Below are 15,278 nucleotides of genomic sequence, written 5' to 3'. Positions count from 1 at the left end.
GGGGGCGGGTTTATCGAGATTATTGATGGGTGGCAAAATTTATGGGTGAACCCGCCCCTACAGATTCTACTTTTCGGCCCAATTCCCAATGCCAATAAAAAAGCCAGGGATGGATATCCCCAGCTCGAAACATAGCACAATTAGTTTTGAGAGTTGATAGGGCGATGTTTTAGAATCGACCCCACCCACTTTTACCCAAATTAAATCAGGATAATGTCAGCAGCCGTAATGCCCGGTCTGCCATTCAGATTTGCCAGCGTAACGCCTGGGTTAGGACCAGCAATACCGTCAGGGTCATATCCTAGTCGTCCGCCTTGGGTTCCGTTTGCACCTTCATAGAAGACGAACGGCTCTGTCGGGCCCGCCCCGGCTGGAGCAAACTTGCTCTCGTACGCCCCACTCTCAAGCGCCAAGAACGCCTGCGAAGAAAGTCGATTCGTATTTGGCACTACCCTCAAGTTGGGGAAGCCGTTGGAGCCATTGATTTGGAAGATAAACTTGTCTTGGCCGACTGTAAAATCGCCGATTTGGTCTGGGTTAGTACCAAATGTGCCGTCAGCGCCGATGGTGACACCCTCGCCGAAGTTGTTGTAGTAGAAGCTGTCATTACCCAATCCGCCAATCAGGGTGTCAGCACCAGGCCCGCCGCCGAGAGAGTCGTTACCGTCGCCTCCGATCAAATAGTCGTTACCAAAGCCGCCCAGCAAGGTGTCGTTTCCGGCACCGGAATTTAAGGTATCGTCCCCGGCTCCTCCAGCGGCGTCGGTAGCATTGGATGAGTCGCCGAACAGGATGTCATCCCCGTTACCAGTAGTGATCACATCAGTGCCGTTGCCACCAATAATGAAGTTGCTGCCTAAGGTATCGGTAATCAAGCTGGCGACTGTGCCGCTAAAGGTGACGGTGCTAGCGTAGGAGATGAAGTCGTTACCCTCCAAGTTGCCAATCAGGCGATCGAACTGGCTGCCAAAGATGATGGTGTCACTTCCCACGCCACCGTTCATGAGGTTGGTGACGGTGAAGCTGCTGCCAGTAGTAGGATTGGTGTAGCCAATTAACAGATCGTTGCCCAGCCCGCCTTCGAGAGTAATCAAAGCAGTACCAGTACCAGCAAAAATGGCATTGCTAGCATTGATAGTATCGTTGCCATCTCCACCGGCTGCATTAGTAAAGGTTCCGCTGAGGCTGTCGTTGCCTTCACCGCCGATCATTGTATCCGTCGCAAAAGCTGCAACGATCGTGTCATTGCCTACTCCGCCGTCGAGCAAGTTGCGACCCGCGAAACCTGGAAATGAACTCCGCGCGCCTACGCTCGAAATTACATCCGGCACCGACGCCGACCGGATGAAGTCGTCGCCTTCACCTCCCAACGCGGTATCAGAAAAGGCAAAAACGTTGATCGTGTCGTTGCCTTCGCCGCCGTCAAAGAAGTTTCTGCCGCCGCCAAAGTCGCCGATCGCGCCGTTGAGAGAATCGTCGCCGCCACCGCCAATCAAGGTGGTTCTCTCAATGCCGATCGTGATGACGTCGGTAGTAAAGGGGCTGCTTTGCGTACTGTTGGTAATGACTAAGGTGTCGTTGTCATCATCGCCCGACAGGTAGCTGTTGCTGGCCACACCACGTAGCGTGTCGTTGCCTTTACCGCCATAAAGACTGTCTCTTACATTGATACCTACAACTAAGTCGTCGCCCAAATCACCCCGCAAGAAGTTGCTGCCTTCATTGCCAGCGAAGCCAATAGCCAAGCCACCCTCTAAAGAGAGGTTGTTGCCACCGCCTGCGATGAAGAAGCCGATCGCGTCATTGTCCTTACCGCCATAGAGGGAATCTCCTCTCTGCGCCCCTCCCAGCATCGTATCTGCGCCCTCATTACCAAACATGAGGTTAGCTTCGACAGTACCTTGGACGAAGTCTTCTCCCTCGCCGCCGTACAGGGTAGCGCGGGCTTCAGCGACTATGGTGTCATTACCTCGGTCGCCTAACAGCAAAGCCGGAGTGCGCTGGGATCTGATTGAGTCTTCGTCGTCGCCGCCGTACAGTGTATCGTTCGGGCCAACTGAAATCAGAGTATCGTTATCGCCTTGGCCAAATATTAAGCTGCCGCCCAGGGTGGAAGTTCTAACGAAATCCGCCCCGCCTGCGGCGAAGATTGTATCCGGGCCCAGTCCCGGAAGGTTTAAATCTAGTTGATTAGAATCGTCATTTAACGTTGTCATAAAGCTTCACTCCTCTACTTGTTGGTCATCGCTGGTGCGACTACAGACACTGCCTAGAACACCGAATGTTTGGATTCCGCTGTAGTTTAACCTGTTTGCCAGCCGCAAGTCTAGCCTACTGGCGTTAACCCTGTCTAGACTTTCTCCCTCGCGGATTTTTTGCTTGTAAGCTTTTATATTCAATGTCTTCACCCTTTAATAATCCTGGTGCACTGTCTCAGGTGCTCACGCTCTACAAGACGCGGCTCATATTCTTAATGTTCCATTCTGGATTGGCGGTCGGGGATCGCGTCCGGGGGAGGAAATTAAAGATTAAAAAAGGCTGATCTGGGTGATCCCGAAGACAAGGAAAATTGGGAGATTTGTTACTTGGTAACAAGGCTTTGTGGCAATTTCCGGTTTTCCAGGCAGGGCCCTCATTTAATAATTCTGGCCCGGATTGAACTCGGTACCGCTCCGGGCTTTAAAAGTCTACGCCCCGCTTTAGTTCTACGCCCCGATCGCCGTAGTGTTTGTGACAGTATACCTCGGAGTGTACGCTTGCCAAGTCAAAGTAAGCGTGGGGTTTGTGGCAGCGCCCGGTGATAATAATTTCTGTATCCCGCGGCTTGCGTAGCAGGGCTTCGACGATCGGCTCTACCGGCAGCAGTTCTAAGTCTACTGTGGGATTGAGTTCGTCGAGAATAATCGTTTTGTACCAACCGCTGGCGATCGCACATTTGGCGATTTCCCAGCCGCGTTCTGCTTCTATGCAGTCTAGCTCTTGCTGTTGCCCCCGCCAAACTATAGCATCTCGGCCGCACCGCTGGTGATCTACTAGCTGGGGGTAGCTTTGTCGCAAGGCTGCGATCGCCGCATCTTCTGTATAACCGGTGCCACCTTTGAGCCATTGCACGATTAACACCCGGTGAGATTGGTCTTGACTGATACCCCTACCTATTGCCTGCAAAGCTTTTCCCAAAGCGCTCGTAGACTTGCCTTTCCCCGCTCCGGTGTATATTTCGATACCGGAAATATGATGGTCTGCCGCTGCGGGGTTATAGTGGGGCTTCATTTCTGAGTGTAAGTCGGCAATCTCCAGCAAAGCTTCGGGGGCCGCTCGGCCTGTGGCGATGACTTCTAAATATTCTGGTTTGTTTTTGAGGGTTTGGACTACTTCGTCAACTGGCAGCAAACCCAAGTCCAATACGGGGTTTAGTTCGTCTAGTACCACCACGGAATAGAGCGAGCTTGCGATCGCTCCTTTGGCGATATCCCAGCCTCGCTGAGCTTCGGCCCGATCGAAGCGGGTGATTGCTTCGGCCCCAAAATATTCGGCTCTGCCGGTTCGCACTTGGTCGATCAAGTGCGGAAATGCCCGTTGCAAGGCTTCTATTGCCCCGTCTTCGTCGTAGGAGCGGCCGGGGCCTTTGAGAAAGCGCAGCAATAAGACTCGTGTGGGCGAGTCAGAATTGATACCCAGCCCGATCGAGCGCAACACTACTCCCAAAGCTGCCTGAGACTTGCCTTTACCAGCGCCGTCGTAGACGTGAATCTGACCCGCGGCGCGTTCCGAGCGGGATGAGGCTGTCCGAATACCAATGCCATTCCTTACCATAATCAGCAGTTGTTTGAGTCTGTATCGGGGTGGGTATTCGATCGCGCGCCTTGAATGTTTAATTTTTCCATTCTGTTGGCGGATCTCAACAGATTATACGATAACTTCTAACTCCCAATCTTTTAAGCAGCGATCTAACGGAATCAGGTGCTCAAACCTCCGGTTAAGATTCTTCCGCTTGTGCTGTACAATTAAAATTTAACACGGACTGATATACCTAAAGGCTTATGATTGCGAGTGTTTTCCCATTTCGGACTGTTTTGGTGCAAATTTTAATTATGTTTTTGGCGATCGCGATCGAATCGTGGTTTTTGCAAAAACTACTTAAACTCGGCCCCAAAACCAGCATTGAATATACAGCCATCCTCAATCTATCTTGCACTTGCGTAGGCTGGTTAGTTTTCTTCGGCATTGAAAGCGTTCTTAGCAAAGAATTGCGGGAACAGCTTATCGGTTATATTTTATTAGGACGTGGGGATAATGTTTACGCTCCAATAACTATGATAGCACTGTCAGTATTAGCAGTAACCTTTCTAGCTAAATGGCAGGGATTAGAATTCATAGAAAACATGGTTTCCGGCAATAAAAAAGCTTCCACACCTCAGTTTTTAGGACCACCAACCCTCACCCGCCGTCCTCCCAAAAAAACTTTTCAAGTAACTACCCAGTTTGGGGGAATTTTAATCGCCCACACTGTTAGCAATCTCGTTATTTTAACCGTGTTGTTTTTGCAAAGCGTGTATTGAAATTTATGATGAAGCAATTTTTAGATGTCACTCAGCAGCTAACTAAGCTGACGAACAACCTTTGGGAAACCAATAAAAAAATCCAAAAGGCGATGATTCCGCCTAAAGTTGTTCACTGGAAGACTCCTTTACTACTCAGCATCTTTTTAGCTTTGCTGACAGTGGCAGCCGTAACTGACTGGCGGACGAGAACTCTGCTTTTTGATATGAGCTGGTTATTATTTACACTTTCAATGGGTTTGCTGACCAGCCAGCAACCTTTTGTGATTAAAGGAGTAAGTCTGAGTCCGTGGGTGACAAGCATCTTAATTGGCTTGTGGTTACTGATAAGATTACCGTCGGATAGGAAGGAAATAGCATGGATATCCGGCCCACTTATAGCAGTAGCAGTTCTTGCTACAATAGAGATTTGGAATAGCGAGTCAAAACGGGAAGGTATCAGGTCGTTGGTGCGCCCTCAGTTTTTGATGATTACTCTCGTTCACCTGCTGTTTTCCTGTTGGTTTGCTTTTCACTTTTTAATTCAAGGTTGGATAGAACAGTATCCGAGTGTTTTATCTCAGGATTTAAGGCAAAGCGATTATGTGGTGACATTTCAACAGCCAACTATTAATCGCTCCCGAGGAGTTGTCATCCTCAATGAAATGGAGCGATACCTGCGAAATGAAGCCCGCACAAAACCGTGGGCGCAGGTAGAGCAAATGTTAATAGATATTGACAATGAGCGATTTTTTCTGCGGAATCAAGCCTTACAAACAACTGGGGTAGTCGCAGAAGATGGGAGGTGGGATGTCAAAACTTCGATCGTCCAAGGAGAGTCTCGCTATCAGTTAGATATGCAGGCAACTTGGCTGGGAGTGGTTTTTAGACCGGAAATATATTCGTTTACCAAATCTTGCGAGGTGTTCCAGATAGCCAATAGGGCGACTGTAACCTGCGATGCCATCAAACGCTCTCAACCCGGACAGAAAAAAGATGGAACGCCGGGGGACACTCAAGTTTGATTCTGTCTCTGTTAACTAATTGCGATGGGTATAGCGGGAGAGTGGGAGAGTCTGAAAGTGGGAGAGTCTGAGAGTCTGAGATGGAAAAAATCCTCTTTCTTCCCTCTTCCTTCTTCCTTCTTCCCTCTTCCTTCTTCCTTCTTCCTTGCACTAAAGTATGGCGAAAGTTTCCAGCGGGTTAATAACTAGATGAATTTGAGAAGAATCTTGACAGTCGCGACCAATGTATTTTGGGAAGTAATTCGCGATCGCATCCTTTACTTAATTATTATTTTTGCTCTGTTGATGGGCGCCTCGGTACGGTTGATACCGGAATTGGCGGCGACAACCGAAAAGAAAATTATCTTAGATATCGGTTTGGGTGCTATGAGCATTCTCGGTTTAATTGCCACAGTGTTTGTGGCTACCGGACTGGTCAACAAAGAAATTGAAAAGCGCACTGTTTATCTGTTAGTTGCTAAGCCGATAAGTCGGGCTGAGTTAATTGTGGGCAAGCACTTAGGACTGTCGGCGGTGCTGGCGGTGCTTGTAGCGGCAATGACTGTTATCTATCTGGCTATTCTGAGTTTGAGTAGCATTCCTTTCCCTTTGGGAAGCATTTTAATCGCTTCGCTGTTTATCTGGTTTGAGCTTTGTCTCATGGCTGGTGTAGGGATTTTATTTGGGGTGTTCAGCAGTTCGCTGTTGGCAACTTTACTGACATTTGGCGTTTATTTGATGGGACATTCGACGCGGGATTTAGTGGCTTTGGGCAAGTTAACTAAAAATCCTGGCCTAGAACAATTGATGATGGGACTATATCTGGTTTTGCCGGATTTAGCCAGATTCAATTTGAGAAATGATGCTGTTTACGGACAAGTTCCTTACTTGGCAGGTTTGATTACAGATGCTGGCTACGGTTTGCTGTATGTGGTGCTGCTGCTGTCAATTGCGATCGCCATATTTTCCCGTAGGGAATTTTAAAACGCGCCTTCGCTACTTTCAAAAGTGTGACTATATCAAATTATCACGCTAAAATATAAAGGAGGCGATCGCTCAGAAATCTCAACTAAAACTCAAACTTTTAATTGATCCCGAATAAGCTATTCTGTATTTAAATAGTACCTTTGGGCGGACTTTTCTGCCCTCCCCACAAGATAGGGACTTACGCATCGGGGTCCAGAAACCGGGTTTGTTACCGAATCTGCGGTCTACAACGCGTCTTTTCGTAAAAAAAACCTCGTTTCTAAACAATAGTGCGTAAGCCCTAAAGATGTTGAAGAGACATCCCCCTGTAAATTAGATTGCGATAGCTTAGCAGTAAGAAAAAATGAAATTATGTTAGTAGAAAAACTCGAACAATTAAAAGATATTTTCGCACAAATGGAACGGGCTTTGATTGCCTACTCCGGCGGAATTGACAGCACTTTGGTAGCAAAAATCGCTTTTGATGTGTTGGGCGATCGCGCTTTGGCAGTGACGGCAGTTTCCCCCTCTCTACTGCCCGAAGATTTAGAAGATGCGCGGATTCAAGCAGCAGAAATTGGTATTGCCCACGAGGAAGTACAAACTCAGGAAATGGCAAATCCAAATTACACTTCTAACCCGGTTAACCGCTGCTATTTCTGCAAAAGCGAACTGCACGATACTTTGAAACCCCTAGCACTAGCAAAGGGTTATCCTTATGTGGTGGATGGGGTTAATGGTGACGATTTAAAGGATTACCGTCCCGGAATTCAGGCGGCAAAGGAACGCGGCGCGCGATCGCCTTTAGCCGAAGTAGGAATCACTAAATTTGAGGTGCGGCAATTGGCAAAAGAATTGGGTTTGCCTTGGTGGGACAAACCGGCTCAACCTTGTCTCAGTTCGCGCTTTCCTTACGGCGAAGAAATCACCGTTGGAAAGTTGCAAAGAGTGGGGCGCGCCGAACGGTATTTGCGGCAGTTGGGACTGAAAAATCTGCGAGTGCGATCGGACGGAGATACGGCACGCATTGAGTTACCTGCAGAGGAGATTCAGGAGTTTGTGGTAAACACGGATTTGCCTGCATTGGTGGCGGTATTTCAAGAGTTTGGTTTTGTTTACGCTACTTTGGATTTGGAGGGGTTTCGCAGCGGCAAATTAAATCAGGTTTTGCAGCCGCAGTTGTTGGAAACGAAAGGTTGATTAATTTTCCCGAATACAAAAATTTTTTCATGATTGATGTAGTTTGGGACATGGACAAAGGGGAACAATGTCAATCGAACCTTTATCTTTGATGTAGCAACTTATACGTTTCAAGGATCGAATTGTTAGGATTACAGGACTTACGCAAAAGTAAGGTATTTCTGTTGCCCAGCGAACTCAGTGAAGCAATCTCAAGGTGGCGTTACTTAATCAGGGTATGAAAAAAAAATCACTTTAAAATCCACCCGCTTTGTGGATACTGGTTTCTCTGACGGGCCTATTTAACGTTTCATACCGTAAATCAGCAACGCCTAGAGGGCCGGCACTCTTGGCACGGCCCCTACGGATAATGAAACAGCCCTGCCTTTGCTCGGACGAAAGTTTGACTCTATGCAGCGGTTTCAACCACCTCTTCATAAAAATGGTGGCTAACTATCAACGCCCGAGTCCGATCAAGGAGTAGTTGGCTGAATTTGCTGTGGCTGCATTTGCTGCTGCTGATTTTGGAGCTGAAGTTGCTGCTCCTGGATCTCGATTTGCCGATTCTCAAGATCTATTTGCCGCTGTCTGTCTTCGAGTTGCAAGCGTCTGTCTTCAAGTTGCAGTCTTCTGTCTTCTGCTTGCTGCAATCTATCTTCACGTTGTAGCTCTCTTTCTAGCAGTCTGTCTTCACGTTGCTCTTGTCTGTCTTGACGTTGTTCGCGAAGCTCTCTGAGCTGATTTCGTCGCTCGAAATCCCCTCCCAAAAATAAGTTTTGAAAAGCGTTGATAGTTGCTTGAAACCCAGTAAAAACGCTGCTAACAGCGCCGATACCTGTTGCTACTCCTGTTATTGGCTGCAAGAAAGTGTTGATATTGTCTGCTACCCTAGCATAGCCCGATCGCGCTACCAGAATCACATCGTTGTTGCGGAGAGTGGGGTTATTATTAGGATTCAATCCTTGAGCAAAATCCACCTCTATCGTGCGGCGAGAAACAGTACCGTTGGGATTCAATCGCAATAGTTCTACCTTGTCTTTTTTAGCCCGCAATTGATTGAAACTGCCTGCGGTGAGCAAAGCTTGGTGCAGGGATGTACTAGGTCGCACCTGCAAAGCCCCAGGCCTAATTACTTCTCCTACAATATTGATGCTAATCGCGTTCGGAGAAAAACTGCTATTTGCAACTTGAGAAACTTCAGCTAAGTCTACCGTAGCCGCTGTCGGGATAATTACGCTATCTCCTTCTTGCAGCAAAATATCTTGAGTTGCGTCGCCTTTTTGCAGTAAATCCCACAGATTTACCATGATAGTTTGTTCGTTGCCACCTCTGACTCGGCGGCGGATTTGTACGCGGCGAATGTCAGCTTCTGTAGTGATACCACCAGCAATTTTCAGTGCTCTAGTTATTGTTGGTAAGCCCACAACTGCTCCTTGCTGTTGGTCGATAGATACAAAACTCAACTCTGTTTGTTGGTTGCTCGATCGCACATCCGAAGCAAATACAGTATAAGGCCCCGGCCGGTTTACTTCCCCGACAATTACTACCCCAATTGGTTTAGTAATATCAGCGGAAAAATTAGCACTGGCTCTTTGACGAACTTCTTGAGTATTGAGGGCACTTGCTGTCGGTATAAAAATTGTATCTCCATCTCGAATGGTAACATCTTGACGCAAATTTCCCGTCTCTAAAAAATCCTGCAAATCAACAGTAGTAACTTGCTCCGGCCCGCCTCTGCGGGGACGACGAATTTGGACATTTCGCATATCTCCTGCTGATGTCACCCCTTGTGCAAGTTGCAGCATTTCCATCAAAGTCGGGAATTTTACTCCTCCTCCTTCTCTAGTGGGATTAATCTTGTATGAACCCGGGCGAGTAACTTCACCGGCAAGACCTATATTTAGGGGGCGAGCGACTACCAGAGTCACGGTAACAACGGGAACATTGATGAAGGGTTCGTATCGCTGGGTAATCACATTAGCGGCTTGTTGCAGCGTCAACCCTTGAATTGAGACGCTACGAATGATTGGCAAATTGAGCGTCCCGTCAACTAGCACTTGATATTCTCTGCTGAATTCAGGGACGCCGAATATCTCTAAAGCAATGCGATCGCCCGATCCTAAAGTATAAGCTGCTTCTTGTGTCAGCGAACCCGGAGGTGGCGGCGGTACTCTCGGTTGGTTTTGGTTCCTAGCGGGCACAGGATTTCTGACGGCAGGCAACTGAGCTCTACTGGGCGGCGAACTCAATAGCACCAGGAGTGCTGACAAACTCAGACTTGTAGCGGTTTGAACGGTATATTTCATCTTTCTTCCCTGGTTGCGGCCTGCCATTGAACAAGAGCAATTTAGCTAGTGGATTGTAGTTTATTTTCCCTGCTGTCCAGTGTAGCCTCGCTTTGCGGCAAAATCCACAGGTACAAGCATAAAAATTGTGCGATCGCACTTAACTATTTTGCCCCTTGTTTGTAAAGAAAGTGTAAAGCCCGCCAACTGTTGTCAGGATTAATATCTCGTTTGAGCAAAATTCTTCATACATAAGTCCGCATACAAATCAACCCGCCGCAGAAAGGAGATAGAAAAAAACCGCCCTGATTTGAGGTAAAATGTTAAATAATTCTCTCTGCAGGACAAAGACAAGTGTCACTAAAATTGGATAAAGTAATTCCCTGGGGACGCTGCTTGGATGAATACATAGGAATGTTTAGCTTGACATCAAGTGACCTCAAGCTAGCAATTCTTGATTGTGCTGGCGGCCCAGCGAGTTTCAATGCCGAAATGACTCGCCAAGGTAAAAAGGTAATTTCTTGCGATCCAGTTTATCAGTTTACTGCGGTGGAAATTGGCGATCGCATCCAAGAAACATATCAAACTGTGATTGATGCTGTCAAAGCCAATGTAGACGGCTACCTGTGGAACAATTTTGAATCGCCCTACCAGCTAGGAGAAGTGCGAATGAAGGCGATGCAGGAATTTTTAGAAGATTTTCCATCTGGCTTAGAGCAAGGCCGCTACCTGAATGCTGAGCTGCCAGTTTTGCCTTTCGATAACGGTCAATTCGATTTAGCTTTGTGCAGCCATTTCTTATTTGCTTATTCTCACTTGCTTTCCGAAGAATTTCATTTGGAAGCAATTACAGAAATGTGTCGGGTTGCGAAGGAAGTCCGGGTATTCCCTCTATTGCAGAGTTTTAGCGGGGAGGAATCCGATCACTTAAATCCGATTATCACCGAATTAAAAAAGAGAAGTTTTAGTGTAGAAATTCAAGAGGCTCCTTATGAGTTTCAAAAAGGCGGGAATAAGATGCTGCGAGTTAGGGGGCGAATGTAATTCGCGGCTGCGGAGGGCATGGCAATTTGCGATCGCTTATTTCCAAAAAATTAGATAAGCTAAGCATAAGGTTCTGCCTCATCTTGGGGTTCGCCAATCGCACGCTGGACTGCATGGCGAATGTGGATAATCCTCACCGTTGGTATGGGTTGATCGTCAAAAATAATGAAGAGTATGCGATACGTGGTTTTACCACTTCCATACAGAAGCTGGCGAATCTCTTGGCTGAAAAACGCGTTTTCACGGGCTAAAACACAACGACGCGGCATTTCTTTCAGTGAGGAAATCGCTTTAATCAAACCCTGATACCATGCTTGAGCGCGTTCGGGAGTCGTGAATTGGGAAAAGTTCAGAAACGCTGCATCAGCTTCAGATTGAGCTGTACTGGAAAAGTCAATGCGATACATTATGCTTCCAAAGAAAGTCCGTATTTCTGGTTTTGTCTATCGACAAACTCTTCCAGAGTAGAAAACTGACCCCGATCGAAGTCATCAAGTCCGCGTTGAATCCCTTCTAATGCCTCGAAGAAATCGCTTTCATCAAAGCTAAGTCCGAACGCGATAACAGCTAGGGTAACGCTGGTTATATCTTGTCCTGTACTTTCCGCCCGTTGGCGCAGCAGTGCTTCGATTTGGGGGGGTAAGGTGAGTGTAAGAGTCATAAAAGTTATGATGAATGGTTAACTTTATTTTCTAACTTTATTTTGGCATAGGTAGCCAAAACGATCGCTTCCTAAACTATCTGCCCATTCCTGAAACCGATCGAGCTCTGCGGCCCGTCTTGTTTTTCTGGTAATCTTGGAAGGCTGCGAGACTCAAGGCGATCGTTTCTTCTTCACTGAGGGTTTGAAACTCCTTTGCTGTGTCAATTTCGCCCCACTGATATCCCTCCGTTTCCTCGGCAATTTCTGCGATTGTTCAAAGTCGCTGAGATTACCGTTGGACTGATTCAGTCATGAAAGCACGATCGCCTTAACCGAATCGCTGGGCATGGCTTGAATTTGGGCGTGGAGTTGCTTTAAGCTGTTCTGCATTTAAATTGGATGTCAAAAAATAATCAAACTATTGTGGGGTGGGCGTCCCGCCCGCCCTGAACCTACAATTTAAATGCGCGACAGCTTATAGATTGAGCCATTGGACAATAGAGAGTGACTGATGTAATTTTAGCGCAGTGTCAAATAGTTGCACATACTATAGCAATCCTACATGAGTCGTAATTTTTTACCCCACCCCAACCCTCCCCTTACTAAGGGGAGGGAGTAAGAAGTTCACAAATGATTTAGAATGGCTATATAAGGCACAGTGGCGATAAAATTAATTAAAGACTTTAAAGCGACCCCACGGATCGATCGGGGGGCTTATTTCGCGGGCTTATTTCTCAGATACCACGTTTTCTTTAGTAATTCTAATCAAAAACCGCAGAGCTTCATTCACTGCTTCAGAATCGGGAAACATCTCTGCAACATCCGGTTCTAAACGAATATTTACACCACCAAAGGTCTTTCGTCCCGATCCTACCCTTCTTACACGCAACTTCCTCAAATCATATTCCGACCGAAGCTCATCGTCCATCCCTGTTTCATCCTTCTTCATAAACTTCTCGCTCCACTCGTGTTACTTTTCTGGCGCTAATCAAACGAATAAAATCTGCTCTTTCTGTATACGACACTATCAATAAATTACCTTGCTGGGACTCTCCAACAATAATATAGCGATCTTCTTCATCAGAGTGATCCGGATCGTAGAAATCGACGTAGAGGGGATCGTCAAAAACCGTTCTGGCTTCCTCAAATGAGATCCCATGCTTGGACAAATTTACCGCTGCCTTCTTTTCATCCCACTCGAATTTCATAAAGAGCCCAAATCAGCATCTTTGATATAATATTACACCTAGAAGCAAAACTCAAACCAACTCATGCCACAAACAGTCTGGATCGCACGACACGGAAACCGCATCGACTTCGTTAACCCCGACTGGTTTCTCACCGCAGAACACCGCTACGATCCCCACCTTTCCGAAGACGGTCACGTTCAAGCCAAACAACTCGCAAATCGCCTCAAAGGAGAAGGAATTTCTCATATTTTTGCTTCCCCTTTTCTGCGAACTGTCCAAACAGCAAATCACGCGGCAGAAGCTCTCGATTTGTCAATTAAACTAGATTGGGGACTGTGCGAATGGCTGAATCCTGAATGGATGACAGAAATGCCGGAAACAGAGTCCGTCGAAGCTTTGTGCAGGCGTTTTCCCAGGATTGATGCTTCCTACAAAGGCGGTATTGCTAATTATCCCGAAACCGTGGAAGCTTGTTTCAAAAGGGCGGGGGAAACGGCTAAACGCCTCGTGGCTGATTTTCCCGAAGATATGTTATTAGTAGGTCACGGTGCGTCGGTTTTAGGCACTGCGATCGGGCTGGCGGGGGGTGCAGAAACGGAAATTAACGCTTCTTTGTGCTGTTTGGTGAAAGTGGTGCGGGATGAGGGAGAATGGTCGATCGCACTTAATGGCGATACTTCTCACCTGACTGACTCTGAAACCGCGATCCGGTTTAATTAAAGTTGAGATTCGTGCCAAAAATCGCATTTTATGCTATGTGTGTAAGGTGCGCGGCAGAAGAGCACCCTACGTTCATCTGATTAGTCCGAATCTGGGTGTTATTGTTTAATCTCGATCGCACATTTTAAATCGAAAATCTTAAATCGATATGGCTGGACACAGTAAGTGGGCGAATATTAAACGCCAAAAAGCGAGAGTTGATGCCGTTAAAGGCAAGGTTTTTGCTAGAATATCTCGCGAAATTATTGTCGCGGCCCGCAGCGGAGTTCCCGATCCCGCTGGCAATTTTCAACTGCGGACGGCTATTGAAAAAGCCAAGGCGGCGGATATTCCTAATGAAAACATAGAAAGGGCGATCGCCAAAGGTGCTGGCTTGGCGGGGGGAAGTTCGGATTTAGAAGCTATTCGCTACGAAGGTTACGGCGTTGGCGGAGTTGCTATTCTGATTGAAGCGCTGACAGACAATCGCAACCGCACAGCGGCTGACTTGCGAGAAGCTTTTACTAAAAATGGCGGCAACCTGGGCGAAACTGGTTGTGTGGGCTGGATGTTTGACAACAAAGGAGTTTGTACGGTACGCGGGCCGATTGATGAGGAACAATTGTTTGAAGCGTCGCTAGAGGCGGCTGCGGAATCTTATGATTTGATATTAATTGATGAGGATACTGAAGGTGCAGAGGTATTTACAAGTGTGGCTAATTTGGAACAGTTGGCTGATGTTTTGAAACAAAAAACTTTTGCTGTTGTGCAGTCGGAAACTCGCTGGATTCCGAGCAATACAGTGGAAATAGACACTCCTGAAAAAGCTCGATCGCTCTTGAAGTTAATGGATGCACTGGAAGATTTGGACGACGTGCAAAGTGTGACGGCGAATTTTGAAATGACAGATGAATTGATGTCTTTGAGTATGGTTTAATGCTCTAAATCACCAGATTTTTGCCATCCGCAAGACAAATCCCGGTAACTCTGGATCTGCGCTGACTGTTTCAGGATTATCTAAGATTTCCTGTTCGCGATTGGGACGGTAAATATAGACTTTTCTGTTTTTGCGATCGACCAAAAAGCCGAGCGATACACCGTTCTCAATATATTCTTGCATCTTATTTTGCAATCCCTTGAGAGTGTCACTAGCAGACCGCAATTCAATCACAAAGTCTGGACAAATCGGTGCGAATGAGGCTTTTTGTTCTTCAGTTAAGGCATTCCAGCGCTCTAGTTTAATCCATGAGGCATCGGGAGATCGGGTTGCTCCATTCGGCAAGGTAAAGCCTGCACTGGAGTCAAACGTTTCACCTGTGCCATCTTGTTCTGCCCAGTTCCCCAATTGTAGGGCAATCTTGAAGTTGCGGTTCCCTGTATCTGAAAAGGCTGGTGACATAATGATAACTTCCCCACTGGCTGTACGTTCAATTCTCAAATCGCGATTAACTAGACAGAATTCATAAAACTGTTCAACAGTCATCGATTGGATCGCAGGGAAATTGACCGTCAGTGGGACGCTTTCGGTTTGAATTAGCAGCGTCGTCATGGTTTTTCCTTTTTTTGGTGCAGGGGTGATATAATACCTTGATATTACACTATTTTAGCTTGGCGCTCGAAAGTCTTAGTCGATCGGGGAGTCGGAGGCTTGTATCCGTTTTTGGGCTGGATTAATCGATTTTAGATTTTAGATTTTAGATTTTAGATTTTAGAATTGAAGCATTTTTAGA

16 protein-coding genes are annotated in these 15,278 nt (G+C 46.9%); 7 read left to right on the top strand and 9 right to left on the bottom strand.

From position 1 onward, the window contains the following. Positions 1-200 precede the first annotated feature (200 nt). The 3 genes from QT984_RS12065 to QT984_RS12055 form a co-directional block, all read right to left on the bottom strand. Positions 201-2,216 (bottom strand): calcium-binding protein, encoded by a 2,016-nt coding sequence (locus tag QT984_RS12065; RefSeq protein ID WP_333271291.1) that lies wholly within the window; start codon positions 2,214-2,216, stop codon positions 201-203. 6 nt (positions 2,217-2,222) lie between these two features. Continuing rightward, entirely contained in the window at positions 2,223-2,399 is a 177-nt protein-coding gene (locus QT984_RS12060; protein ID WP_333142473.1) for a hypothetical protein, read from the bottom strand. 280 nt (positions 2,400-2,679) lie between these two features. Then, on the bottom strand, positions 2,680-3,813 hold the full coding sequence (locus tag QT984_RS12055; RefSeq protein WP_333054445.1) for a cob(I)yrinic acid a,c-diamide adenosyltransferase: 1,134 nt from the start codon (positions 3,811-3,813) through the stop codon (positions 2,680-2,682). 227 nt (positions 3,814-4,040) lie between these two features. Between QT984_RS12055 and fraC the strand changes: the two genes are divergently transcribed. The 4 genes from fraC (at position 4,041) to larE (ending at position 7,708) form a co-directional block, all read left to right on the top strand. Further along, complete coding sequence (fraC, locus tag QT984_RS12050) at positions 4,041-4,559, top strand: filament integrity protein FraC (protein WP_333054446.1); 519 nt, start codon at positions 4,041-4,043, stop codon at positions 4,557-4,559. A gap of 5 nt (positions 4,560-4,564) precedes the next feature. Then, positions 4,565-5,563 carry a DUF5357 family protein gene (locus tag QT984_RS12045; RefSeq protein ID WP_333054447.1) on the top strand — a complete coding sequence of 333 codons (999 nt, stop codon included), beginning with the start codon at positions 4,565-4,567 and terminating at the stop codon, positions 5,561-5,563. Positions 5,564-5,752: 189 nt separating this feature from the next. Beyond that, positions 5,753-6,526, top strand: coding sequence for an ABC transporter permease (locus QT984_RS12040; protein ID WP_333054448.1), 774 nt, complete (start codon positions 5,753-5,755; stop codon positions 6,524-6,526). A gap of 354 nt (positions 6,527-6,880) precedes the next feature. Beyond that, positions 6,881-7,708 (top strand): ATP-dependent sacrificial sulfur transferase LarE, encoded by an 828-nt coding sequence (gene larE / locus QT984_RS12035; RefSeq protein WP_333054449.1) that lies wholly within the window; start codon positions 6,881-6,883, stop codon positions 7,706-7,708. A 452-nt stretch (positions 7,709-8,160) separates the two neighbouring features. On the opposite strand, the gene QT984_RS12030 is transcribed toward larE, so the two are convergent. Beyond that, positions 8,161-9,993, bottom strand: a complete 1,833-nt coding sequence (locus QT984_RS12030) for a polysaccharide biosynthesis/export family protein (RefSeq protein WP_333054451.1) — start codon at positions 9,991-9,993, stop codon at positions 8,161-8,163. Positions 9,994-10,326: 333 nt separating this feature from the next. On the opposite strand from QT984_RS12030, the gene QT984_RS12025 reads away from it, so the two are divergent. Then, entirely contained in the window at positions 10,327-11,016 is a 690-nt protein-coding gene (locus QT984_RS12025) for a class I SAM-dependent methyltransferase (protein WP_333054452.1), read from the top strand. A 59-nt stretch (positions 11,017-11,075) separates the two neighbouring features. Here QT984_RS12025 and QT984_RS12020 read toward each other — a convergent pair whose 3' ends face one another. The 4 genes from QT984_RS12020 to QT984_RS12005 all read right to left on the bottom strand — a co-directional run bounded on the left by QT984_RS12020 (position 11,076) and on the right by QT984_RS12005 (position 12,867). Beyond that, complete coding sequence (locus QT984_RS12020) at positions 11,076-11,423, bottom strand: type II toxin-antitoxin system RelE/ParE family toxin (RefSeq protein ID WP_333054453.1); 348 nt, start codon at positions 11,421-11,423, stop codon at positions 11,076-11,078. Then, complete coding sequence (locus QT984_RS12015; protein ID WP_242716968.1) at positions 11,423-11,677, bottom strand: hypothetical protein; 255 nt, start codon at positions 11,675-11,677, stop codon at positions 11,423-11,425. The genes QT984_RS12020 and QT984_RS12015 overlap by 1 nt, the downstream gene beginning before the upstream one ends. Before the next feature lie 709 nt (positions 11,678-12,386). After that, positions 12,387-12,608 carry a hypothetical protein gene (locus tag QT984_RS12010; protein ID WP_333054454.1) on the bottom strand — a complete coding sequence of 74 codons (222 nt, stop codon included), beginning with the start codon at positions 12,606-12,608 and terminating at the stop codon, positions 12,387-12,389. After that, positions 12,595-12,867 (bottom strand): BrnT family toxin, encoded by a 273-nt coding sequence (locus QT984_RS12005; protein ID WP_333054455.1) that lies wholly within the window; start codon positions 12,865-12,867, stop codon positions 12,595-12,597. The genes QT984_RS12010 and QT984_RS12005 overlap by 14 nt, the downstream gene beginning before the upstream one ends. Before the next feature lie 63 nt (positions 12,868-12,930). Between QT984_RS12005 and QT984_RS12000 the strand changes: the two genes are divergently transcribed. Both QT984_RS12000 and QT984_RS11995 read left to right on the top strand, forming a co-directional pair. After that, positions 12,931-13,569: a histidine phosphatase family protein gene (locus QT984_RS12000; RefSeq protein WP_333054456.1), complete on the top strand. Its 639-nt coding sequence runs from the start codon at positions 12,931-12,933 to the stop codon at positions 13,567-13,569. A gap of 148 nt (positions 13,570-13,717) precedes the next feature. Continuing rightward, positions 13,718-14,485, top strand: a complete 768-nt coding sequence (locus tag QT984_RS11995) for a YebC/PmpR family DNA-binding transcriptional regulator (RefSeq protein WP_333054457.1) — start codon at positions 13,718-13,720, stop codon at positions 14,483-14,485. 9 nt (positions 14,486-14,494) lie between these two features. On the opposite strand, the gene QT984_RS11990 is transcribed toward QT984_RS11995, so the two are convergent. Further along, entirely contained in the window at positions 14,495-15,097 is a 603-nt protein-coding gene (locus tag QT984_RS11990) for a Uma2 family endonuclease (protein WP_333054458.1), read from the bottom strand. Positions 15,098-15,278: the final 181 nt, after the last annotated feature.

The organism is Microcoleus sp. Z1_B2 (genome assembly GCF_036700325.1).
Classification (GTDB): Bacteria; Cyanobacteriota; Cyanobacteriia; order Cyanobacteriales; family Microcoleaceae; genus Microcoleus.
The sequence above is the reverse complement of the archived record's forward strand: the minus strand, read 5'-3'. Positions and strand labels throughout refer to the sequence as shown.